This is a genomic window from Lacunimicrobium album, assembly GCF_052161635.1.
GTDB lineage: Bacteria > Planctomycetota > Planctomycetia > Planctomycetales > Planctomycetaceae > SXPC01.
Map to the genome: position 1 here is coordinate 2,887,084 of NZ_CP197413.1, position 23,408 is coordinate 2,910,491.

Annotated in this window: 21 protein-coding genes; 15 read left to right on the top strand and 6 right to left on the bottom strand. The window is 55.2% G+C overall.

Annotation, left to right across the window (positions count from 1 at the left end):
• Positions 1 to 431: 431 nt before the first annotated feature.
• Complete coding sequence (locus SH248x_RS11460; RefSeq protein WP_459554406.1) at positions 432 to 1,427, top strand: aldo-keto reductase family protein; 996 nt, start codon at positions 432 to 434, stop codon at positions 1,425 to 1,427.
• 546 nt (positions 1,428 to 1,973) lie between these two features.
• Here SH248x_RS11460 and SH248x_RS11465 read toward each other — a convergent pair.
• The 4 genes from SH248x_RS11465 to SH248x_RS11480 all read right to left on the bottom strand — a co-directional run bounded on the left by SH248x_RS11465 (position 1,974) and on the right by SH248x_RS11480 (position 9,351).
• Positions 1,974 to 5,126 carry an efflux RND transporter permease subunit gene (locus tag SH248x_RS11465; protein WP_459554407.1) on the bottom strand — a complete coding sequence of 1,051 codons (3,153 nt, stop codon included), beginning with the start codon at positions 5,124 to 5,126 and terminating at the stop codon, positions 1,974 to 1,976.
• Positions 5,127 to 5,284: 158 nt separating this feature from the next.
• Positions 5,285 to 6,694, bottom strand: coding sequence for an efflux RND transporter periplasmic adaptor subunit (locus SH248x_RS11470; RefSeq protein ID WP_459554408.1), 1,410 nt, complete (start codon positions 6,692 to 6,694; stop codon positions 5,285 to 5,287).
• Positions 6,691 to 7,329 carry a TetR/AcrR family transcriptional regulator gene (locus SH248x_RS11475; RefSeq protein ID WP_459554409.1) on the bottom strand — a complete coding sequence of 213 codons (639 nt, stop codon included), beginning with the start codon at positions 7,327 to 7,329 and terminating at the stop codon, positions 6,691 to 6,693. Before SH248x_RS11475 ends, SH248x_RS11470 begins: the two co-directional genes overlap by 4 nt.
• A 423-nt stretch (positions 7,330 to 7,752) precedes the next feature.
• The gene (locus SH248x_RS11480) at positions 7,753 to 9,351 is read right to left on the bottom strand and encodes a sensor histidine kinase (protein ID WP_459554410.1); all 1,599 of its coding nucleotides are present in this window, start codon (positions 9,349 to 9,351) and stop codon (positions 7,753 to 7,755) included.
• Between the two features lie 251 nt (positions 9,352 to 9,602).
• Here SH248x_RS11480 and SH248x_RS11485 point away from each other — a divergent pair, with 251 nt between their 5' ends.
• The 14 genes from SH248x_RS11485 to SH248x_RS11550 all read left to right on the top strand — a co-directional run bounded on the left by SH248x_RS11485 (position 9,603) and on the right by SH248x_RS11550 (position 22,463).
• Positions 9,603 to 10,217: a 50S ribosomal protein L25/general stress protein Ctc gene (locus SH248x_RS11485; protein WP_459554411.1), complete on the top strand. Its 615-nt coding sequence runs from the start codon at positions 9,603 to 9,605 to the stop codon at positions 10,215 to 10,217.
• Between the two features lie 102 nt (positions 10,218 to 10,319).
• Entirely contained in the window at positions 10,320 to 10,898 is a 579-nt protein-coding gene (gene pth / locus SH248x_RS11490; RefSeq protein WP_459554412.1) for an aminoacyl-tRNA hydrolase, read from the top strand.
• 203 nt (positions 10,899 to 11,101) lie between these two features.
• The gene (rpsF, locus tag SH248x_RS11495) at positions 11,102 to 11,539 is read left to right on the top strand and encodes a 30S ribosomal protein S6 (RefSeq protein ID WP_459554413.1); all 438 of its coding nucleotides are present in this window, start codon (positions 11,102 to 11,104) and stop codon (positions 11,537 to 11,539) included.
• Between the two features lie 77 nt (positions 11,540 to 11,616).
• Complete coding sequence (locus SH248x_RS11500; RefSeq protein ID WP_459554414.1) at positions 11,617 to 12,201, top strand: single-stranded DNA-binding protein; 585 nt, start codon at positions 11,617 to 11,619, stop codon at positions 12,199 to 12,201.
• A gap of 72 nt (positions 12,202 to 12,273) precedes the next feature.
• Entirely contained in the window at positions 12,274 to 12,759 is a 486-nt protein-coding gene (gene rplI, locus SH248x_RS11505) for a bL9 family ribosomal protein (RefSeq protein ID WP_459554415.1), read from the top strand.
• A 316-nt stretch (positions 12,760 to 13,075) separates the two neighbouring features.
• Complete coding sequence (dnaB, locus tag SH248x_RS11510; RefSeq protein ID WP_459554416.1) at positions 13,076 to 14,437, top strand: replicative DNA helicase; 1,362 nt, start codon at positions 13,076 to 13,078, stop codon at positions 14,435 to 14,437.
• 35 nt (positions 14,438 to 14,472) lie between these two features.
• On the top strand, positions 14,473 to 14,958 hold the full coding sequence (locus SH248x_RS11515) for a VanZ family protein (RefSeq protein WP_459554417.1): 486 nt from the start codon (positions 14,473 to 14,475) through the stop codon (positions 14,956 to 14,958).
• A gap of 191 nt (positions 14,959 to 15,149) precedes the next feature.
• Entirely contained in the window at positions 15,150 to 16,256 is a 1,107-nt protein-coding gene (locus SH248x_RS11520; RefSeq protein ID WP_459554418.1) for a GNAT family N-acetyltransferase, read from the top strand.
• Positions 16,257 to 16,560: 304 nt separating this feature from the next.
• Positions 16,561 to 16,746, top strand: coding sequence for a large ribosomal subunit protein bL32 (gene rpmF, locus SH248x_RS11525; RefSeq protein WP_459554419.1), 186 nt, complete (start codon positions 16,561 to 16,563; stop codon positions 16,744 to 16,746).
• 36 nt (positions 16,747 to 16,782) lie between these two features.
• A complete protein-coding gene (plsX, locus tag SH248x_RS11530; protein ID WP_459554420.1) occupies positions 16,783 to 17,781 on the top strand; it encodes a phosphate acyltransferase in 999 nt (332 codons plus the stop codon).
• A 121-nt stretch (positions 17,782 to 17,902) separates the two neighbouring features.
• Entirely contained in the window at positions 17,903 to 18,814 is a 912-nt protein-coding gene (gene fabD, locus SH248x_RS11535; protein ID WP_459554421.1) for an ACP S-malonyltransferase, read from the top strand.
• A gap of 469 nt (positions 18,815 to 19,283) precedes the next feature.
• Positions 19,284 to 19,514, top strand: coding sequence for an acyl carrier protein (acpP, locus tag SH248x_RS11540; RefSeq protein ID WP_459554422.1), 231 nt, complete (start codon positions 19,284 to 19,286; stop codon positions 19,512 to 19,514).
• Between the two features lie 5 nt (positions 19,515 to 19,519).
• Positions 19,520 to 20,764 carry a beta-ketoacyl-[acyl-carrier-protein] synthase II gene (gene fabF / locus SH248x_RS11545; RefSeq protein ID WP_459554423.1) on the top strand — a complete coding sequence of 415 codons (1,245 nt, stop codon included), beginning with the start codon at positions 19,520 to 19,522 and terminating at the stop codon, positions 20,762 to 20,764.
• A gap of 418 nt (positions 20,765 to 21,182) precedes the next feature.
• Entirely contained in the window at positions 21,183 to 22,463 is a 1,281-nt protein-coding gene (locus tag SH248x_RS11550) for a beta-ketoacyl-[acyl-carrier-protein] synthase family protein (RefSeq protein WP_459554424.1), read from the top strand.
• Between the two features lie 104 nt (positions 22,464 to 22,567).
• Here SH248x_RS11550 and SH248x_RS11555 read toward each other — a convergent pair whose 3' ends face one another.
• Both SH248x_RS11555 and SH248x_RS11560 read right to left on the bottom strand, forming a co-directional pair.
• Positions 22,568 to 22,915 carry a hypothetical protein gene (locus SH248x_RS11555; RefSeq protein ID WP_459554425.1) on the bottom strand — a complete coding sequence of 116 codons (348 nt, stop codon included), beginning with the start codon at positions 22,913 to 22,915 and terminating at the stop codon, positions 22,568 to 22,570.
• Positions 22,916 to 23,006: 91 nt separating this feature from the next.
• The gene (locus SH248x_RS11560) at positions 23,007 to 23,393 is read right to left on the bottom strand and encodes a VOC family protein (protein ID WP_459554426.1); all 387 of its coding nucleotides are present in this window, start codon (positions 23,391 to 23,393) and stop codon (positions 23,007 to 23,009) included.
• Positions 23,394 to 23,408 lie beyond the last annotated feature (15 nt).

A 23,408-nucleotide genomic window follows, 5' to 3' on the forward strand; every position in this document is an offset into this window, starting at 1 on the left:
CGAACGAGATGCACAAACGCTCCAGACGTCTCCGACGACCGGGTCATTTGCAATCGAGAGGCGGTGTTTAACACATTGAAAAAATCGAGGCAATTCGAACATTTACATTTTTTCAAATTGCTTAAGTCAATAGGAGTTATGAAGTTCATGTGTCGTACAGCATCGCGAGTTGTCAGTTTTACAGAGCGGCTTTGAGCCAACATGCCTCAGAGTTCACAGGGGGGCTCAGAGAAAGAGAAATGAACCGCAGATGAACACAGATTGACGCAGATAAGGCAGATAAATACCGACCAAACTTCTTTCTTCTCATCTGCGTCTACCTGCGTTCATCTGCGGTTCAACTCTCTTCTGTCTCCATCTTTTCCAATCCGTGTTTCTTCGTGTTCATCCGTGGTTCGTTTTTCTAAACTGATGCCAACAGACGGAAACGCATGAACAAGGAAATTTCGATGCAGTCGATCGCGCTTCAAAATGGTGGCCAGCTTCCGAGCGTGGGGATGGGGTTCTGGAAGGTTGAGCAGGAGATCGTGTCTGCGCGGGTGGTCGATGCGGTGAAGCTGGGGTATCGCCATTTGGATTGTGCCTGTGATTATGGCAACGAACCTCAAGTCGGTGATGGGCTCCAGCGAGCCTTCCAGGAGAAGATCGTTTCCCGGGAGGACCTGTGGGTCACGTCGAAGCTGTGGAATACGTATCACGCTCCCGAGCATGTCCGCCCTGCCCTGCAGAAAACGCTGTCGGATCTGAAACTCGATTACCTCGATTTGTACCTGATTCACTTTCCGATCGCACAAAAATATGTGCCGATTGAAGAGAGGTATCCGCCGGGCTGGTTTTTCAATCCGAATGATCAATTGCCCAAAATGGAGCCAGTCAGCATCGCGATGTCAGCGACCTGGCAGGCGATGGAGGAACTCGTCAGCGCGGGGCTGGTCAAGCACATTGGGATCAGCAACTTCAACATCAGTCTGATTCGGGAGATTCTGGCGACGTCGAAGATTCGGCCGTCAGTGTTGCAGGTGGAATCGCATCCTTATCTGACGCAGGACAAGCTGCTGCGGTTCTGCCAGAACGAGAAGATCGCGGTGACAGCGTTTTCGCCGATTGGGGCGAAGTCGTATGCACCGATCGGGATGGCGAAGGAGTCGGACTCGGTCCTGGGTGATCCTGTGGTGATCGGGGTCGCGAAGGCTGTCAAGAAGTCAGCAGCTCAGGTAGTCTTGAAATGGGGGATTCAACGCGGGACGGCGGTCATTCCGAAGGCCAGTCAGGTCGAGCACCTGGCGGAGAATATCGCGCTGGATGATTTTGAGCTGTCAGCGGAGCAGATGAGGCAGATCTCTGCGCTCAACCGGAATCAGCGATTTAATGATCCGGGGGTGTTCTGTGAGGCGGCGTTTAATACGTTTTATCCGATTTTTGAGTGATGAGTCAGTCTTCTCATTCCTGTACAAACTCTTTGAGACGGGAATTTTCACCACAGAGGACACAGGGGTACACAGAGGCTCACAGAGAACACAAAAAGTCTCTTCTTCTCACAGTCCTTCGGGGCCCTCTGTGTTCTCTGTGACCTCTGTGTCAAAACTCTCTTGAACCGCGGAGGACGCAGACGTAAGAGAAAACCCAACCACGGATGGACACGAAGAAACACGGATAGGAAAGAGATTTTAACCGCAGATGAACGCGGGTGAACACTGATGGGGAAACGAGGGGGTAGTTGGCAGAGTACATGAGTGTCTCTGGTGAGTCATTTCCTGATGTCTTCTCTCATCTGTGTTGATCCGTGTTCATCCGTGGTTTGCTTTTTCTCCCCGCCTGGTGTTCTTGTGGCATGTGTGGAGAACACTTTCATTGGTTTTGTGATCAAGATGCCCAATCTGAACGAGAAGAGAGATTCGTAGCATTTTTGAACTTCGCAGACGTCCCTCATCCGACCTCGAAGACTCGGCCACCTTCTCCCCGGGGGAGAAGGATCAATGTGTGACCGGCTCAAGTGGTTGCGGCTGCGTTGTCTTACTTCTCCCAAAGCGTCGGGCGAGGCGTGATGGCGTCTGGCCGATGCTGTCGAAGAGGGAGTAGGCGACGGGGGTCACCAGCAGGGTCAGGATCAGGGAGAGGGACTGGCCGCCGAGGATGACTTTGGCCATGCTGGCGCGGGTGCCGGCGCCGGGGCCTTCGCCCAAAGCCATCGGGACCATCGCGGCGACGAGCATGACGGTGGTCATCAGGATGGGGCGTAAGCGGGTGCGGTTGGCTTCGAGGATGGCTTGGTCGCGTCTCATGCCCTGGGCGCGGAGCTGGTTGGTGTAGTCGACCTGGAGGATTCCGTTCTTCTTAACGATCCCGAAGAGCATGAAGAGGCCGAGCATCGCGAAGACGTCGAGCGATGTTTGCAGGAAGATCAGGGAGATCACGGCACATGGGAGTGTCAGCGGCAAGGCCATCAGGATGCTGATCGGGTGGACGAAGCTTTCGAACTGGGCCGCGAGGATCATATACATGAAGACGAAGGCGAGGATGAAGCCCATCGCGAAGTTGGCGTCAGATTCGGACTGCGTTTTGGCATCCCCCAGGAACATATAGCGGTATTCAGGAGGCAGATTCATTTCCTTGAGGAGGGCAGTCAGTTCGGTGACGGCGGAGCCGAGGTCTTTGTCATCGAGGTTCGCGGAGACGACGACCTGACGCTGGCGGCTGTGACGGTCGATGACATTGGGGCCCAGAGCGGTTTCGAAGTCGACGACGTTGGCGAGTTCCACAGCGCCACTGGCGGTCTTGCTGGAGGGGACTTCAATCATCGCGATCGCGGTGGCATCGGAACGGTCCTGGCGGTCGGCGCGGAGCCAGACGTCGTATTGCTCGTCTCCTTCTTTGAACTTGGTGACGGGGACGCCGCCGACGAGGATGTTGCAGGTATCGGAGATGCTTTGTAGAGAAACTCCGAGGTCGCTGAGGCGTTCGCGATTCGGGCGGACACGCAGCTCCGGTTTGCGGGTGGCGAGGCTGATATCGACGTCGACGTAACCTGGTTTCTCGCGCATCCAGTCCGCGATTTTGTCCGCGATGGTTTGGAGTTCGTCGAGGTCGGGACCAGACAGATTCAGATCGATATCGACTTCGCGAATTGCCGATGACGAGAGGACGTTGACGATCTGAACCGTCGAGCGGACGTCGGGGTAATCGCCCATGATCTTACGGGCGTCTTTCATGACGGCGAACTGGGTGAAGTCCCGTTCTGTCAGGTCGACGAGCTGGCAGTAGATCTGGGCTTTGGTGACATCCCCCTGCCCTTTGGCGGCACGCCCGCTGGTTTCACCAATCGTGATGAGGGTATCGGTGACGCCGGGGAGTTGACGCAGTCGCAGGTCGATCTCGTTCATCAGGGAGTCGGCGCGATCGAGGGTGTACCCTTCGGGGAGAGTCGCGGTGACGAGGAATTCGCTCTGGTCATCTTTGGGAACGAAGTCTTTGCCGACGATGGTGAAGAGAGTCGGCGTGGTGACGAGCAACGCCAGCGACATCGCCATGACGAGCAGACGGTGCTTGAGTGACCAGCTGAGCAGTCCGATGTAGCTGTTTTCGATGAGCATCCAGAACCACCCACGCCCCGAGTGGCCGAGCGGTTTGAGGAACCGGCTGCACAGCATCGGAGTCATTGTGAAGGAGACGAACATACTCATGAGGACGCAGAACCCAACGACGTACCCGAAGCTGGAGAAGAACCTGCCCACCATCCCCCCCATGAAGGCGATGGGGGCGAAGATGACAACGAGGGATAACGTCGTCGCGACGACGGCGAGGGCGATTTCTGAAGTGGCCGATAAGGAAGCTGCTCGCGCGGAGAGGTTCTTTTCTTCCATGTGACGGAAGATGTTTTCGTGCACGACGACCGCATCATCCACCACGATGCCGACCGCGAGAATCAAGCCGATCATCGTGAAGTTATTGATCGAGAAGCCCATCAGGTCCATGAAGACGAACGCGCCGATGAGCGAGGTCGGGATCGAAAGAGTCGCGATGACCGTCGTTCGCCAGTCACGCAGAAACAACATCACCGAACAGCTGACAAGGACGGCTGCCAAAAGCAGGTGAACCTTGACTTCTTCCATCGAGTTCTTGATGAAGCGGGACTGGTCACGGATGACGATGGTTTTGATATCAGGAGGAAGGTTGGTGGCGAGTTCTGCTAAGCGGGCCTTGACGGTATCCGCGACGATGACGGTGTTTTCGCCGGACTGTTTCTGGACGATCAGACTCACGGAGTTTTCGCCGACAGCATCCTCGGGTTGCTGGCTTTTCATCCACAAGCGGGAGAGGCCGCGGGGCTCTTCGAACGAGTCTTCGACACGGGCGACATCACCGATGCGGACCGGATAGCCATTGCGGTTAGCGACGATGAGTTCTGCAAAGTCTTCGGGGGTCTGGGCACGCCCCATGGTTCGCAGGACGAACTCGATCGTGCCGCGATCGACCCGTCCGCCCGGGTCTTCGCGGTTCTCACGGATGAGGGCTTGGCGGACATCTTCGACTGTCAAGCCCGGGTACTTGCGCAATTGATCGATATGCACGATGACATTGATCGCACGTTGACGTCCTCCCACGAGGACGACCGAGCCGACGCCGGGGACGGTTTCGAGATTCTCTTTAAGACGCTTGCGGGCGATCTCGGTCACTTCGCGCATATCGCGATCGCCGGAGACGGCAATCGTGAGAATGGGGGAGGCATCGACAGCGAATTTATCAATGATCGGTGGATCGATGCCGACGGGAAGCTGGCCGATGATCGAGCTGACTTTCTGGTCGACCTCCTGAGCGGCGATGTCACCATCTTTATGCAGCTTGAAGGCAACGACGACCTGCGAGAAGCCTTCTTTCGTCGTGGAGCGGAGTTCGTCGATCCCGGAGATCGTGTTGACGATTTCTTCGATCGGCTTGGTGAGTGAGGACTCGACTTCTTCGACGCTGGCACCACGGAGAGTCGTTGTGATCGTGACGAGCGGAATATCGACGTTGGGGAACAACTCGACCCCCAGCCGCTGATACGACGCGATCCCGAGGATGATCGGCGCCGATACGAGGACGGTCGTGAAAATGGGGCGTCGGACGCAGAGTTCCCAAATCGTCATGATGTCGTCTTGCTTAAGAGGCGGTATGCGGGGAGAGTTTGCCACAGAGGGCACAGAGTTCACAGAGGATTGAGAGGAAGTGCAAGAACGACCGCATCAGGTCATCTCACTCTGTGTTCTCTGTGACCTCTGTGGCTAATCTTAAATTCGGCTAGAAACTATTCTGCTGGGACTGGCCGTACGGCTGGGCTGGCGTTTACTTTGGTCCCTTTGATCGTGATCGGGACGCCGTTGGCGAGGCGTAACTGGCCGGTGATGACAACCTGCTGGCCGGGTTGGAGGTCGCCCTGCACTTCGATGAGGGTCATCGAGTGTTTTTTGAGAGGAGCCAGTTTGGTGTCTTTGCCGCGGGTGACGATGACTTCTTTGACTTTGTCGCCATCGACGACGAAGACTTTCTGAACACCGGCATAAGAGACGATCGCTTCCTCCGGGACTGAGACGACGTCTGTTCGCATCGCGGAGACGATGACCGCTTTGGCGAAGCTGCCGGGGGAGAGTTTTTGATCCTCATTCGGGAACAAGGCTTCGATCTGATACGTGCGGCTGTCTCGGTCAACAGAGGGGCTGATGCGGGTCAATTGACCGGAGAACTCTTTGCCAGGGTGCCCTTCGACGGAGAGCAGCACCTGCTGGCCAATTTCGATCTGGCCACGGAAGCGTTCCGGGAGCGTCGCCTGCAGTTCGATGGGGGAGATGATCGCGACTTCGAACAACTCAGTGCTCATGCCAGCGGCGCCGTAGACCATCTGGCCGGTCGAGACATGGCGTTTCGTGACGATGTATTGCTGGGACTGGTTGTCAGCGATGGAAGGCACCCGGACGGCTGTGTCGTTCAGTTTCTGTTGGGCAGTTTCGACGGCGGCAGCTCGCAGCCGGGCGGTCGCGAGGATGGTTTTCGCATCGAGGAGAGCCTGACGGTATTCCGAGTCGGCGACGCTGTGTTCAGCTTCGACGGCCTGACGTTCCGATTCTGTGATGGCATTTTTTGAGAAGAGTTGCAGGATGCGATCAAGGCGCTGTTGGGTATTGGCTCGCTGGGCAGCGGCTTTGGTCACCGAAGGCAGGGACTCGAAGTTGATCTCGCCGGCGGGAATCTCGGCGAGTCCGAGTTTGGAGAGTTCCTGTTCGAGGGCACGTTTGGCTTCGTTGAACTGCAGGATGAAATCGGTGTCATCAATGCGGGCCATGATGTCGCCCGACTTAATGACATCGCCGACATCGCAGTTGAGTTCAATGAGGCGTCCTTCGACTTTCGGAACAATGACGAATTCTTCCTGGCCGTGCAGCGTGCCGATGATCGCAATCTTGCCCTGAATGTCCTGAGTGACGACGTCAGCCACATCGACCGGGACAGGTGCGATCTCACGCGGCGTGTCGTCAGCGTGCTTTTTGACGCCATGTCCGCCAGCCAGGCCGAACCAGAAGCCGAAGATCGTCAGGGCGATCGCGATCAGCGTTCCCAGGGATGAAAAGAGCCGCGAGAGCAAACTGGTCGGCTTAGCGGGATGATGGGGAGCGGAGCCGTCTTGGGCTCGTTCTGCTTCCATCGTGGATGTTGAAGTCATCGGACAGAGCTCCGTGATGATTGACGTGGGGGCTTTTTTGACGTTGGTTGAGTGACTGGTACTTGAACGGGTTGACTACGTTCCAGAAGGCGTTTCTCCAGTTGAGACCGGAGATTGTCGTCGGCAGGGAGAACTCCAAAGAGCTGCCACAGCCATAGCCCATCAACGGCCAGGCAAGTGATCCAGTCTTCCAGTGGGTCTGATGATTGCTCGAGGAGCTGAATCACCCAGTTTCGAGAGCGATTGCGGACGATTTCGAGAAGCTGAGGATTCAAGGCAATGGCAGCAAGCAGCGACATTTTCAATGCCATCCGGTCGGTTCTGGACAATTCATCCAGGCCAGAGGCAGGCGGGCAATCATCCAGAGAGGTCGAAATGAACGCCCGCAGCATCGCGCCCTGCGGATGAGGGTCCGCTTCCGCGATCTTGCGAATCTGGAGTTCTTTCTCCTGCTGGAAGTGATCGATCATGCTGCCGATGAGGGCGTCTTTGGAGGGGAAGTGATAGAGCAGTCCCCCTTTGCTGACGCCTGCTTCTTTCGCGACGGCATCAAGTGTCAACGACATCAATCCATCACGAATGATGACGCGCACGGCAGCCAGGAGGATCGTTTCTTTTTGGGTACTTCGCGACATGAGGTCCGATATTGAAAAGAAATGTGACACGCCAAACTGTACCGTCCGGACGGTTTATTAAACCACCGGGCGCATGACTCGTCAAGATTTATTGGGCGGTAATCCGACCCGAGAGACTGGAACGCAGAGATCGCAGAGGTGAGCGGAGGACGCAGAGGAAGACTTTGACTGAGCTGATCGGGAGGGCGAACCTCCGTGTGAGCCGCTGCTTTGCATTGCGAAATTCTAGCCGCGAATTGGACAGACATTGCCTCGAAGACTTGAAGTGCTCAGCACAGCACTCAATAGCCGACTGACCTATGAATCGTTGCAACGCGGGACAGCTGTGTCAGCCGTGCAGTATCCATTCAAAGTGGACGTTCATTGCACGTTCGCACGGCTGACACAGCCGTGGCACACAGAGAATGAGCGTGTCGTCCAATATCAAGCAGCGCGTTTAGCTTTGAGCTGCTTGGGCAGGCGGATGACGAAATGGCTTCCCTGGCCTGCGCCTTCACTGAAAGGCTCAATGCTGCCGCCGTGGTCGTTCATGATGCGATGACAGATAGAAAGCCCCAGGCCTGTCCCCTGCCCTGCCCCGGCACGACGGTTGGTGAAGAAGGGGTCGAAAAGTTTTTCCATCGTTTCAGCGGACATGCCGCAGCCGTAGTCGCGGATACGGATTTCGATCGTCTCTGCGAACTCTTTGACGCTGACATCGACTTTGCCGCCTTGATCGGAGGCTTCGAGGGCGTTGGCGAGGATGTTGAGAATGACCTGCTTGATTTCGTTGGCATTGACGACTGCAACCGGATCGCCGTCGGTTTCGAAGTTGACTTTGCGATCACGGTACTGACTGAGGTGCGAAACCATGTCGATGACTTCACGGGCAATGAAGTTGACGTTCTTGGGCTCCTTCGCGGTTTCCTTGCTGCGGGCAAAGTTGAGAAGACGGTCCGTGATCTCGCGGCAACGGAAGGCTTCGCTTTGGATCATGGTCAGGTACTTGGCGATGACGGAGGCGTCATTGGCGGCTTGCGGATCATCGCTGGTCGCCTGCTGTTCGAGGAGAGGCTGGACGCGATATTCCAACGATTCCGCAGCCATGGCGATGGCAGAGAGTGGGTTGTTGATTTCGTGAGCCACCCCCGCAGAAAGGAAGCCGAGGCTGGCGAGGCGTTCAGAGCGGACGAGTTCGCGCGTCTTCTCTTTGACTTTGCGGTCGAGATCGTTGTTGACTTCATTGAACTGACGGACGACCTGATTGAAAACCCCGGCGAGGTCAGAGATTTCATCCTTACTATGCAGATCAATCTGATAGGTGAAGTCGCCGTGAGAGACGCGCATTGCTCCCTGGTGGACGGTTTGAATTGGCTCGAAAATCCAGCGATATCCCAGATAGACGAAGAGAAAGAAGATGACGACACTCAACGTGCAAAACACACAGAACAGGCGAAAGCGGGACTGATACTTCGCTTTGGCATCATCGAGCTTCGGGTGAAGTGACTGACTAGGGTCGGGCATACTGCGGATGCCGCGCTGGACCTGAATGACCTCGGACAGCAGATTCTGGCAGACTTGATCGCAGCGAGCGGGGTCCTGCAGGCCATCGGAATGGAGCTTGATCATGCCGACGCGCTCGTGCAGATTGAACGTGATGCGTTTACAAAGTTCGATCTGCTCTTCGATTCCGGCGCTGGGTGGGAGCGAATTGAGTCGATCGATAAAGACTTCGATGGATGCTTCGAGGTCGGAGAGGGTCGCCTGGAATGCTTCCGCGCGTTTTTTGGCGACGAAGACCTGATCAGCATGCGATTTGATTTCGCTGATCTTTTTCCCATCGAGCGGATCCATCAGCGTGGCCACCGCAGCCATGACGTCAGAACGACGGGGAGCAGAGCGAACACTGAGTTCGAGGTCATCCAGCAGACGACCGTAAGAAATCATGCCATCGACGCCGGCGTAGGCGAGCACCGCAAAGATGCCGACGATCAAACTCAGGCCAAGAAACAACTTACGACGAATCGAATTCGTGTGAAACATCCATGTCCCCTGAAAAAGCAGGTCGTTTCTCCGAACGACTGAAAATGACTCTAACACAGCGGTTTCGCCGCAGGCAAGCAGATTTCCTGCCAACAAGGGGAGTTTCGTTCAAGAAATGCCCCTGACTTCGTTGAATGCAAGGGGCTGCTTCATTATACTCCTCCGTTTCTTCGCCTTCCGGCCGACAGGCTGCCTGCGCGAGTCTGTCTTGCAACTTGTTCCACTCAACTACTTAAAGTTTACGTGCCGTCATGTCACAAGATCCAAAAGTCGTCTGCCAGGTCCGCACCACTCTGGGAAGCTCAAAGAGCCGTCAGGCTCGCGCCCAAGGGCTTATTCCTGGTAACATTTATGGCCACAAACAAGATCCTGTTGCCGTGACACTGGCTTCCGAAACACTGGTTCCGATCATCATGTCGGGCCACAAAGTTGTCGACCTGGAAATGAATGGCCAGACGGAAAAAGCCATCGTCCACGCCGTCCAGTGGGACGTTCTGGGCTCGGAAATCCTGCACTTCGACCTGCTCCGCGTCGATGCCACCGAGCGAGTCACTGTGAACGTTCCTCTTCTGATGAAGGGGACTGCTCCAGGGGTTGCTGCTGGTGGAATTCTTGAAGTTCCTCACCACTCAATTCCTGTCGAGTGCAACGCGATCTCAATCCCAGACAACATTGTCGTCAAGGTTGCTGAACTCGAAATCGGCCAGGCCATTCACATCAGCGACATGGAATTCCCTGCTGGCGTGACCCCGAAACTGCCGGCCAACGAAGTCGTTATCCACGTCGTCAAGCCCAAGGCTGCGACCGCCGACGAACTTCCAACACCAGTCGCTGCTGCAACACCTGCTGCCACACCTGCCACATAGTCTTCGGACAACGATTCCTGAACACAACCCGGACCATCTTTCGATGTCCGGGTTTTTTCATGCCCTCACCTGACCATCTCTCACCTGATACTGCGAATTACCATGAAAGTCGTCGTTGGATTGGGAAACCCCGAATCACAGTATCACGGCACTCGACACAACATCGGGTTCGATGTGATCGCGGAACTCGTACGCAGAACCTCTGCCACCGGCCCGAAATCGCAGTTCAACGCAGCGATTTACGAAACGATGATCGGCAACGAAAAGACCCTGCTGGTTGCGCCGACAACTTATATGAACCTGAGCGGAAAATGCGTCCAGCCACTTCTGGCATTTTATAAACTCAATCCCTCCCTCGACTTAATGGTCGTCTGCGACGACATCAATCTTGATGTCGGTCGACTCCGCCTGCGAGCCAACGGGACCGATGGAGGCCAGAAAGGGCTGCGAAGTATCATTCAAATGCTCGGGACGAACGACTATCCTCGACTGAGGATCGGCGTCGGTAAACCTCCTGGCCAGCAGGACTTAAGTAGTTACGTGCTGGGAAAGTTTCCGGACAGCGAACTGGAAATCATCAAGCAGTCTGTCGAGCGTGCGTCGACGTCGATCGAGTTCTGGGTGAAAGAAGGACTTGTCAGCGCGATGAACCGGTTCAACACGCTGGGTAGCGAGGCGTAAGGCGAGTTCGAGTAAATCTCCAGACGTCAACCGACTTTTTCGCTGCTTTGATTGAACTTTCGTACGTGAAGGTTATGATGTCCGTTTCTTTTGAGCTTTCCCCCGGGACCAGTCATGTGTCGACGTGGGTAAGAAATCGATCAACACAGGCTTTGCCTGTCTGGCATTTTCGAGATAACGACTGAAGATTCAGGGAGTTTCACTTGGCCTCTCGCAACTACGAAGTCATGTTCCTTCTGGACAGTGGCAAATATGCTACTGACCCCGAGCAGACGACTGCTGATATCATGGCGACCTTCGAGCGCGTTGGTGCCGAAGTGAAAGCTCACCGTCCATGGCAGGACGGCAAACTCGCCTATCCGGTCAAGAAGCAATACAAAGGCCTGCACTATCTGGTCTATTTCAGCGCCGATTCCCTGGCGATGGAAGAATTCGGCCGTCTGTGCCGCCTGAACACCAAGATCCTGCGATTCATGCTGATCGAGCCGCCTGCACAGCTGTTCGACGTCATGGTTGAAGGTCTTCTCGATCCAGAGAAGGCTCGCAGCTGGGCTGATGAAGCTCCAGTCGAGCAAACCGAACGTCGCCCACGTCGCGATCGCGACCGTGCCCGCGATGAAGAAGAAGCTGTCGAAGCCTAATTGCTTTCGATCGCCCCTCTCCCCTGCTCACTTTTCCGGTGAGATTTCGCAAACAAGATTCTGCCTGATCGAGTTCCATGGCAAGCTTCAATAAAGTCATTCTGGTTGGAAACCTGACGCGCGACCCACAGGTCCGTGCGATCGCGTCCGGCCAGTCTGTCTGTGAACTGGGCCTGGCTGTGAACCGAACCTGGTTCGATCAGAAGTCGAACTCCCGCAAAGAAGAAACGACGTTCGTCGATGTCACTTTGTGGGGTCGTCAGGCAGAGATCGCCGGTGAATACCTCTCCAAAGGTCGTCAGATTCTCATCGAAGGTCGTCTTCAACTCGACCAGTGGGATGACAAAGACGGCCAAAAACGCAGCAAGCTCCGCGTTGTCTGTGAAAACATGACGATGCTCGGTGGCAAAGGCGACGGCGCCCCAGCCGGCGGCGGTGGGGGTGGCGGTTACGCCAGCGGCGGAGGCGGAGGTGGTGGGAACTACGGCGGCGGAAACCGTGGCGGTGGGGGCGGAAATCGCTCAGCTGCTGGTGGCGGTGGAAACCGAGCCCCGGAGCGTGAACCAAGCCCGGTCGATGACTTCTATGCAGATTCCGGCCCCGCTTTTCCTTCGGGTCCAGCAGCCGACGACGGCGGATTCGACGACGACGTGCCGTTCTAGTCTTGAAGCGATTCTACTCAACAGCACAAACGCAACTTACACATTTACTTGCATCTCAACAGGTTCTGAATCATGGCCGGTACAACTCCTCCCAGCTCTCGCAACGTCGAACTCCTCCTGGCTGACGACGTCCCGAACCTCGGCAAGCGTGGCGCCATCGTCCGCGTCAAGCCTGGCTATGCCCGTAACTACCTGCTGCCTTATGGCTATGCAACTGTTGCGACCGAAGAAAACAAAGTCGCTGTCGTCGAGCACCAGAAGAAACTGGAAGCTCTTCAGGTCAAGAAATCCCAAGACGCCCGCAAGCTGGCGGAAGCTGTTTCCAAGTACTCTGTTACCTTGGAATCCAATGCCAACACCGATGGTCACCTCTACGGTTCCGTTGTCGGTGCCGACATCAGCAAAGCCCTCAAGCTGGCTGGCTACCCAGTTACGACCGAAATGGTTCAACTGGATGGTCACCTGAAAGAGTGCGGTATGTACACAATCAAGCTGAAGCTGCACCCGGAAGTTCTGACCGATGTCAAAGTCTGGATCGTGCCTTCTTCGAACAAGTAATCCGATCTGGTCGGCTCGTGAATTCAAGAAAAGGCATTCCGCAAGGAATGCCTTTTTTGTTTGGGTGGCCCAGCCGTTCTGGCTGGGTGACGTCGTCACAAGACACGTCGCCATACGCTGCCAAATTCGAGTTGATGCGATGAGCTAAGTTCGTGAGCGTATGGTGACGCTTCTTGTTCGCTTTGCTCACCCAGCCATAAACGGCTGGGCCACCCACATTACCGATCTCAATTCACGTTCGTCATGTGGCGTGACACAGTTGCTCCACATATAATCTCCATTCGCTTTCCCTCCCCTGCTTCTTCCTGAGTCCGGCATGAAATCGAATTCTCACGACGAACAATTCAATCGCACGCCGCCACATAATCTTGAGGCCGAAAAAAGCGTCGTGGGCAGCATGATGCTCGTCAACTCGGCGATCGATGATGTGCTGCCGATCGTGCGAGCGGAGCACTTTTATAACAACGCTTATCACATCATCTTCGCCACAATCATTGACATGTTCGATCGGGGGATTCGTGGCATCGATCCTGTGACGATCGGGGCAGAACTCGAAAAGAAAGGCACGCTGGAAGAAGTGGGCGGGCTGGCTGCCCTGGTTGATATTCTCGAAGCCGTTCCGCATGCGGCTCACTGCGAATATTATGCAAAAATCGTACGTGAGAAGTGGCTGGAGAGAACGCTCATCTACGCCTGCAATGATGTCCTCAAGGATGTCTACACGTCGACAGATACCATCGAAGAAGTCCTGTCTCGCTCCGAACAGAAAATCTTTCAGATCGCCGAGCAGCAGGAGTCGATTGATAAGGTCGACATCAAGTCGATTCTGATCGACGCCTGGGACCGGATCAACGAGCGTCAGGACAACGAAGGCACGACGACGGGATTGACGACGGGGTTTCGTGATCTGGATGACCTGACATCCGGCTTCCAGCCCTCGGAACTGATCATCATGGCGGCTCGTCCTTCGATGGGAAAGACGGCGTTTGTGTGTAACGTCGCGCTGGCGATGGCGAAGTCACAAAAGGGCGTGCTGCTATTCTCGCTGGAACAGAGTAACCTCGAGTTGGCCGAGCGTTTCTTGTGTATTCATGCCAAAGTGAATGGGCACAAAGTTCGTCAGGGTAATCTCGATGAGATGGAACGCTTCACACTCATGGAAGCGTCCAATGAACTCAGCCAACTGCCTCTTTATATCGACGACGTCGCGGGGCGCACGATGACGCAGATTGCGGCTGTGACGCGCCGTCTGGCTCGCTACAACAACGTCAGCTGCGTGATCATCGACTACCTTCAGCTGATCGAAGCCGAAGACAAGAACCAGCCTCGCGAGCAGCAGATCTCGGGGATTACGCGACGTCTGAAATTCCTCGCCAAAGACATGCGGATGCCGGTGATCGCGCTGTCCCAGCTGAACCGGGGTGTTGAGCAGCGGGAAGATAAACGCCCACGCCTGGCGGACCTGCGGGAATCGGGTGCCATCGAGCAGGATGCGGACGTGATCATGTTCCTCCACCGCCCTGAGGCGTATAACCCGGAAGACGAGCCGGGGGTGGCGTATGCTATCATCGCGAAGAACCGCTCGGGTCCGATTGATTCGGTGAAACTGACCTGGGTGAGAGAGTCACTGAGGTTTGCGGACTACAGCCCGATGGCGTCTCCGGGCGGGGACTGGTAAGAGCCGAGAAAAACGCCTCGAAGCAAGGGACTCGAATGCCATCAACAAAGACAATCGCCCTGCTCTGTTTCGGTCTGGCCTGGGGGGCGATGATCGTGGCGTCTTCGAGCACGGTTATCTTTGCTCATGATTTCATTCACATGATGGCGAAGTACGTGCTGCCGACGGATGGTTCGGTGACGGCGTTTCAGATCTTCTGGGGAAGCTGCTGGTTTGCGGTTGTGAAGGGGTGGCATATGACGGAGTTTGCGGTCATCTGCATGATCCTGATCGCGATTCTCCATCGCGTCATCCCGAAATTAGGCCAGAAAAATATTGGGCTCGCCCTTTTCGCGACGACGCTCTTTGCGATCAACGACGAATACCGCCAGACATTTGTCGAAGGACGTGGCGGGACTTGGAGCGATGTCGGGTTTGATGTTTTCGGTGCATCAATTGTCGCGTGGTTTTGCTTAGGCCGAAAAGCGACGGTCGACCGGAAAGAACAGGTCGTCGATCCGGTGGGGCCTTCCACGGTGTGATCGAAGGAATGTACAAGCGATCTGAGACATGTTGCCGGGTTGCAACATGCCCGCTCCATCCGCACTTTGCTGCCACCACTCATGCGAAAATGCATTCGTACGTCCTAAGAATTCATACTCTGGGTGGAAACTGAAGCCAGAATTACCGCGACTGGCTTATTTACCATTCTCAGACCATGGATTTTCCTCGCATGATCGCCCCGAATACACGGTACGTTTGCAAACCGGTTACCTCCCTGACGCTTGCGGAGTTCGATCGCTGGGCTGAAATTCAGGCTCAGCATGCCGCGTATTCGAGCCCGTTTTTTCACCCGCGGTTCTCGCAGATCATGGGGGAGACCAAGGGAAACGTCGACGTGACGATCATTCATCACGGTGGCGAGATGGTGGGGTTTTTCCCGTTCACGCGTCAGGGGAAGACGGCCCTTGCGCCGGGGCTGAATTTCTCGGGGTATGAGGGGATCGTTATCGATCCAGCTTCACCGCTCGACCTCTCTGCCCTGCTGAAAGCGAGTGGCCTGAAAGCCTGGAATTTCTCGAAACTTTCGAATTCTCACGCTTCATTCAGCCCGTATCTGTTTGGAAACGGGAATAGCCAGTTGATCGACCTGACGGGCGGGTTCGACCAATACGTCGCGGCGAAGAAAGCGGCGGGCTCCAACAAGATGAAGCAGTCGAAGCAGAAATACAATCGGCTGGTCAAAGACTTTGGAAACGTGTCCTTCGAGCCGTTTGCTAACGCCGAAGACGATCTGGACTGGATGGTGAAGACCAAGATCAACCAATTGGCGGAAATGAAGGAATTCAACTTCTTCGCGACATCGTGGACTCTCCCCGCCCTCAAAGCGATGATGGCAGAAAAGAGCGAAGCGTTTCAGGCCCAGCTTCTGAAGCTGTTGATTGACGACAAGCCGATGGCGGTGCTTTACAATATCAACGCCGGAAAGCACTCCCACGCCTTTATTTGCACTTACGATCCGTCGATTTACTCGCATTCACCCGGCCTGATTCTCGATTACCTGACACTGAAGCACCTCGGCGAGCGTGGATTTACCCGGGTAGAACTCGGGTGGGGCGACGCCCGGGCGAAGACTTCGATTGCGACGGGTGTCGATGTCCTGTTTGAGGGGACGTATGATCAAAATCCACTGAATCGTCTGTCAAAACAGGCATGGTGCGCAGGGAAGGAATACATTCGTCAAACCCCGTATGCGGCTCCGCTGCGGAGGATTGTTCGATCGTTGCGGAATCGGAATGGGGTTACGGAAGCCCCGGTTGAAGCAGGAAGCGACGAATAACCCGAGTCTATCTGGTTAGAAGCGCAGAAGTACACACCGGCAAATTTTCTGTGTGCACTTTTGCACAAGCGACTTCCGAAACGCATCGACCGGATTATCTGTGCGAGTAAGCAGCGGTCAACGGCTGTCAGTGAGTTGACCTAACCCTCTGTGACCGTTAGAATTTCCGTTTCTATTTTCCGGGCTGTTCCATCATGGAAACGAGTTCGCGGAGAGAGTCTATCCAGACAGTTTAGAGCTAAGTTCTCGCTGAATTTAGCTTTCCGGATCATTTGCACGGGTCATTTGCCTTAGGATTTTCGTCATGGCCGTTCCCAAGAAACGTCAATCGCACTCTCGTTCCCGTAAGCGTTGGTCTGCGAATCTGCAGAAGCCAATCAAGCTGGAAACGTGCCCACAGTGTGCATCGGCTCGTCCGTCTCACACGATCTGCCCGAACTGCGGTCACTACATGGGCCGTACACTGGTCAGCACTGAAGAAACCACTTGAAGCGAATCCGCTTAGCTCTATAAGGAATAACGACTTATGCGGATCGCGTTGGACGCGATGGGTGGCGATGCCGCTCCAGGAATCAATCTGGAAGGAGCCATCGCTGCCGTCAATCAAGACGAACGTCTGCATGTCTGCCTGGTCGGCGAAGCGCCCCTGCTGAAGGACCTCCTCAGCCAGGCTGGCTATCACGGTACCCAGATCGAAGTCGTGCCTGCCGATGGTTTTGTAGGCATGGACGAAAAGCCGACGGATGCTCTGCGAAACAAGCCTGACTGCTCATTGCTCGTCTGCTGGAAGCTGATGGCTGGCAAGCAGGTCGATGCGGTCGTCAGCGCGGGTCACACCGGGGCAGTCGTTGTGGCTGGACTGAAGACGCGTCTATTTCTGAATGGCGTGAAACGCCCGGGAATCGCGGTCACGCTGCCAACCCTGCGTGGTAAGGCGATTCTGCTGGACGTTGGTGCCAATCCTGCTGCCCGACCTGAGCATCTGGCTCAATATGGCGTGATGGGCGAAATCTACGCCCGCGAGATCCTGGGAATCGCGAAGCCTCGCGTCGGGATCATCAACATCGGAAGCGAAGAAGGCAAAGGGACCGAGATTATTCTCGAAGCCCATCAGTTTCTGTCGAAAAGCGTGATCAAAGACCAGTACATTGGCAATGTTGAAGGCCGCGGGATCTTCCAAGGCGATGCCGATGTCATCATTTGCGATGGGTTCACTGGGAACGTCGTCCTGAAAGCCATCGAAGGCATGGGCGAAATGATGATGCACATGGTCAAATCGCAGGTGATCGAAAAGCTTGATCAGGAAAAAGACCTGGGCAAGAAAGCCCTGGGTGACCTGGCTCGTAACTTTCAATACAGCGAAACGGGCGGTGCCCTGCTGCTGGGAATTGACGGGATCTGCCTGATTGCTCACGGCTCGTCCAGCGGAACTGCGATTCGCAATGCCCTGCAGACTGCCAATCGATTTGCTGAAAAGAATATCAACGGAAGCATTGTGACGGCGCTCGCTGCCTCGTCTTTCTAAGACGAGCACTGCTGGTGTCGATCTGGCGTATCATACAATTCAGAGGCCGCGTCAGATGGAGAGCGTTTAGTCGCTTCCTGTCGGTCGCGGCTCTGACAGTCTCTGAAGACGGATTTTTCTTATGTCTCAGATCGCTTTTCTCTTCCCGGGTCAAGGTGCTCAGCACATCGGGATGGCTTCGCCGCTGGTCGATGATTACCCCGTCGCCAAAGAGCTGTTTGAGCATTCGAGCCAGGTTTTAGGGTACAATCTGATCGATGTCTGTAATCATGGCCCGGCAGATAAGCTGGATTCGACGGTCATCAGCCAGCCTGCCCTGTTCGTCAGCAGCATCGCGGCTTTGGAGATTGTCAAAGCAAAACATCCTGAGTTGATCTCGAAATGCTCAATGTCTGCAGGCCTCAGCCTGGGTGAATACACGGCGTTGGTTTTTGCGGGCGCCATGTCGTTTGAAGACGGCCTCAAAGTGGTCAAACGACGCGGTGAAGCCATGCAAGCTGCCGCTGATGCGACTGCGTCTGCGATGGCGAGCATCTTGATGCTGCCGATTGATCAGGTCGAAAAAGTCTGCCAGGAAGCCTCAACTAAGGGTGAGGTCCGCATCGCCAACCTGCTGTGCCCTGGAAATACGGTTGTTTCGGGTGTCACAGCTGCTGTCGATGAAGCGGTCAAGCTGGCCGAGGCGGCTGGCGGGAAGACGGTTCGTCTGGCAGTTGCGGGTGCGTTCCATACATCGATCATGAAACCAGCGGATGAGGCGCTTGCGGAAGTCCTCTCGACGGTGTCGATTCAGGCCCCTCGAATTCCGGTTTACTCGAATGTCGATGCCAAGCCTCACACCGATCCGGAAGAAATTCGACAAATTCTTGTGCAGCAGGTTCTCAAGCCCGTGCAGTGGGAAACGTCGATTCGCAACATGATGAACGACGGCATGAGCGAAGCCTGGGAGATCGGTCCGGGGCGAGTTCTCAAAGGGCTGTTCAAGCGAATCGACCGGAAATTCCCGTGTCATTCTCTGCACGACGGGGAATGAAATCGAATTCGTTGACGCGTGATCCAGATGCAATTGACCTGCATTGGAAATCAGCGTGTTGATATCTCGTCGAGCGGGTCGAAATTAACTTTTCGAATCCACCCAGTTCCCGCCTTTTGCGTCGTGGATTTGAGTTTACACAATTTTCAAAAACAGATATATCATGGGTGCAGCCCGCATTTCTGCGGACAGCTTCCCTGTTCCCATGAAACGAAGTTTTCCGATCGTCTGTCTGTCTCGTCCAGCTCGCCTGACTGCAGCGGTCGCGTGATCATCTCAATGAATTGATCTGCGATTGTGGCTAGAATCTGGTTGCCTGGCGTGAAATACAGCGAGAAGCCTTCCCTCGAGGGCGGGGCTCGGTTTTCATTTGAATAGTGTCGCAATTAGAGAGCTTACAATCTGCTCTCTCTGCTTAAAAACGCAATTCTCAATTTTTCAGCTCTGTCATAGGATTAAGGAGTCGTCAGTGGCCATCGAGGAAAAAGTTATCGATATCGTTAGCGAACAACTGAACGTTCCCAAGGAGGAAATCAAGCGTGAAAGTCGGTTCGTTGACGACCTGAAGGCCGACTCCCTGGACGTCGTTGAGCTTGTTATGGAATTCGAAGATGCTTTCGACATCACGATTCCTGATGATGACTACGAGAAAATCCAAACCGTCGGTGATGCCGTCGAATACATCAGCCAGAAATCTTAAATTGTATGCGTAGACGTGTCGTAGTTACGGGAATGTCCGTCGTTACCCCCCTGGGTCATGAGCTCCCTGAGTTCTGGGATAAGCTCTGCGCCGGGAAAAGTGGTATCGGCCCGATCGAGCGGTTTGACGCCTCTGAGTACAAGGTGCGCTTCGGCGGAGAGATCAAGCATTTCAATATGCTTGATCACGTCGATTTCGATGCCAAGGACCTGAAGCGGTTGGATCGCTTTTCGCAGTTCGCGCTGGCAGCTGCGAACAAGGCGATCAAGATGTCGGGCCTGGATCTTTCGACGGGCGACCCGTACCGACGTGGCGTTCTGGTAGGAACAGGAATCGGCGGCCTGGGCGAAATTGAAGAGCAGCATTCCAAGCTGTTTGACAAGGGCCCGGCTCGCGTTTCCCCGTTCATGATTCCCAAGCTGATGGCCAATGCCGCCAGTGGGAACGTCTCAGTCAACTGGGGCCTGAAGGGCCCGAACAGTGCGGTTGCAACTGCCTGTGCGTCTGCGACCAACGCGATTGGCGATGCTTACCGCTTGATTCAATACGGCGATGCCGATGTCATGATTACCGGCGGGAGTGAAGCAGCATTGACCCCGATGGGTCTGTCTGGCTTTTCCCGCATGTCTGCCCTGTCGACACGCAATGACGACCCGACGACCGCCTCTCGTCCCTTTGATACCGGACGCGATGGTTTTGTTCTCTCGGAAGGTGCGGGCATCGTTGTTCTTGAAGAGTACGAACACGCCAAAGCACGCGGCGCGACCATTCTGGCCGAAGTTTGCGGCTATGGAATGTCCGCGGACGGAACACACATTACGGCACCGGATCCAGAAGGCCGCGGAGCCTCTCGCGCCATGCAGGGTGCGATTCGGGATGCCGGAGTCAACCTCGATCAAATCGGCTACATCAATGCTCACGGCACGAGTACGCCGCTGGGTGATAAAGCTGAGACGATCGCGATGAAGGTTGTCTTTGATACTGCCATCAAGAAGATCCCTGTCTCCAGCACGAAGAGTCAGCTTGGTCACATGCTGGGTGCTTCAGGTGGTGTCGAGTTCGTGATTTCGATTCTCGCCCTCAACAGTGGAATCCTTCCTCCGACGATCAATCTTGAAAACCCAGATCCGGAATGTGATCTGGATTACATTCCTCATAAGGCCCGCGAGGCCCAGATCAGTTATGCCCTGTCGAACAGCTTCGGCTTCGGTGGGCACAACGCGTGTCTGGTTGTGGGTAAGGTCAGATAGATTTCGGTAGTTACCGCGTTGACTTTCGGATCATTCTCTCGAAATGATTGTCACGCGTTGAGAACATGTTCCTGTTTTTGTGCAGCCATTTAAACATCAATTTACTTCGTTGAGTTGTGTTTTCTGACGTTGCAATTGTCTGCAAAAGCAGTGGATCTGTCTTCGAGTTCGTTGTTCTGCAGTCATGCAGCCGCCCGGGTGATCTGGTGGGTTGAGATGGAAATTGACACCGCGAACGGCGTCGGGTTCCAGATCTTGTCCCGGAGCGATTTGAAAATTTTCAGCAGACAGAACTCTCTTTGAAAGGGAGCTTCTGCCCCTGCGACTTACCTAGCTGATCGATCGACTCTGGCGAACGATCGGCGGCAGCGTCTGTTTGGCAGCTGCAGTAAGGGGACCTTGTTTGGATCATCTTCCAATGGTTGCAATTACGGGGATTGGTGTCATCAGCCCAAGCGGTATCGGGCTGGAGCAATACTGGGGAAACCTGAAAGCCGGAACGAGCGGCGTCACAGTCATTGATCTGTTTGATGGAATCGGGACGCCGGGCGGAATTGGCGGCCAGTGTCGTGAATTCAATGATGCTTCCATTAAATCGACTTACCTGAAATCTCAACGCAAGAGCATCAAGGTGATGTGTCGCGAGATTCAGCTGGGGGTCGCGTCTGCGAATCTGGCTCTGGAAGACTCGGCCCTGCCGATGGATCAGATCGATCACTCTCGCCTGGGTGTCGAGTTTGGTGCGAACCTGATGCTCAGCCCTCCGGATGTTTTGTGCGACGCGGCGTTCGCCAGTCGCGATGAGAATAATGAATTCAACGTTCCAAAGTGGGGCAGCACGGGTCTCTTCAAACTCGAACCGCTGTGGCTGCTCAAATATCTGCCGAACATGCCGGCCTGTCACATCGGGATCAACGCCGATGCACGTGGGCCCAGTAACTCGGTGACGATGGACGAAGCCTCGGGCAACCTGTCCCTGTCGGAAGCCAAATCAATCATCGAACGCGGTCTGGCTGATATCATGATTGCGGGTGCGACCGGAACTCGCCTGAATGCAGTGAAGTCCATGCATGCCGGGTTGTGGGATCAATTGGCCAGTGCACCGACTCCAGCGGAAGCAAGCAAGCCTTTCGATCTGAATCGCAGTGGTCAGGTCGTGGCGGAAGGTGCCTGCTCGTTCATTCTTGAAACAACCGAGCATGCCAAAGCACGTGGTGCAAAGATCCTGGGGTATCTCCTTGGGACTGGGGCATCCTGCGTCGTCGATCACAACGGTCAGCCCAACTACAAGCAGGCTCTCGTCAATGCGATGCGAGCTGCTTTGAAGAAGGCCAAACTGAAGCCTGAAGACATCGGCTCAATCAATGCCCATGGACTGGGTTCCACCGAACTCGATCCACAGGAAGCAGCCGCGATTCTGGAAGTCTTCGGCAGCTACGGCAAGGAAGTTCCTGTCACGGCGATCAAGAGTTTCATCGGCAACACGGGTTCTGCTTGCGGGACGGTTGAGCTGGCGGCATCCATTGCGGCCTTCGCGGATAACCTGGTTCCATTCACTCTGAATTACAAGACGCCCGATCCTGCCTGTGCGATCAACATCGTGCATGGTGAGCCAGTCACGCCGAAGAATAAGATCGTCATGAAACTCAGCGTCACACGTCTGGCTCAAGCCGCGGTGTCGATCGTTGAGGGTGTGTGACTTGGATTGCGATTTTACTCATGAAAAGGGGCGGTCATCTGGCCGCCCTTTTTTTTTGCGCTATGGATTCATTGGGAGCGGATTGATGGTCCGCACAGCGGACCCTACGAGTGTTGATAAACTATGATCGCGATGATGGCGATCAGGCAGGCGAGGGAGAAGAGGAATTCGCGATCGGTCCAACGGAAGCGGGTCCAGCCGAGCCAGGTGTAGCGTGAGGTGAAGATGGCGGAGCCGCAGGCGATCTTCCAAGCGTAGAGCCAGAGAGGGACGCGGGCTTCGTAGTGGGCTTCGATGAAGTCGGTCAGGCCGAAGAGGACGAAAGCGACGGTAGCGAGAACGACAGCGACTTTTTGCTGGAAGGTATTGCGTGGGGTGCGGATCGCGATGGTGGCTGCGACGATGAGCCAGAGGATGCCTTCGATGTGGTTGAAGAGGGAGTAGAAGGACATGGGGGAGTGGTTGTTGGCGCGTTAGGCGTACTCATCGTGGCTATGTGAATTCGATAGCACAAGGGACAGGGGGTTGACACCCCCCGCTCGCCTAAGAGGGTTGTTGGGTGGCGATCCACCAAGTGGTGCCGCCGGCGTCTTTGAAGCCGCCGCGTTTATCCTCGTCTCCTTTTTGGACTGGCTCCTGGACGGACTCGGCGCCGGCTTTGAGGGCGCGCTGGTAAGTCTCGTCGACGTCTTTGACGTAGATGTGAAGATGAGCGGGAATGGCGGGCCATTGCGGGGCGGCGTCGGCGATCATGATGACGGTGTCGTCGATGCGAACTTCGGCGTGCATGATGCGGCCGTTGTCGTGATGATGAGTGCGGAGTTGTTCGGCGTTGAAGACTGTCTTTAACAGGTCGATCGTTTTCTGGGCTCCGTCGACGACGAGATAAGGGGAGACGCTGTTGTAGCTATCGGGCTTGAAGTTGGGCATGAGCACCTCGTGGGT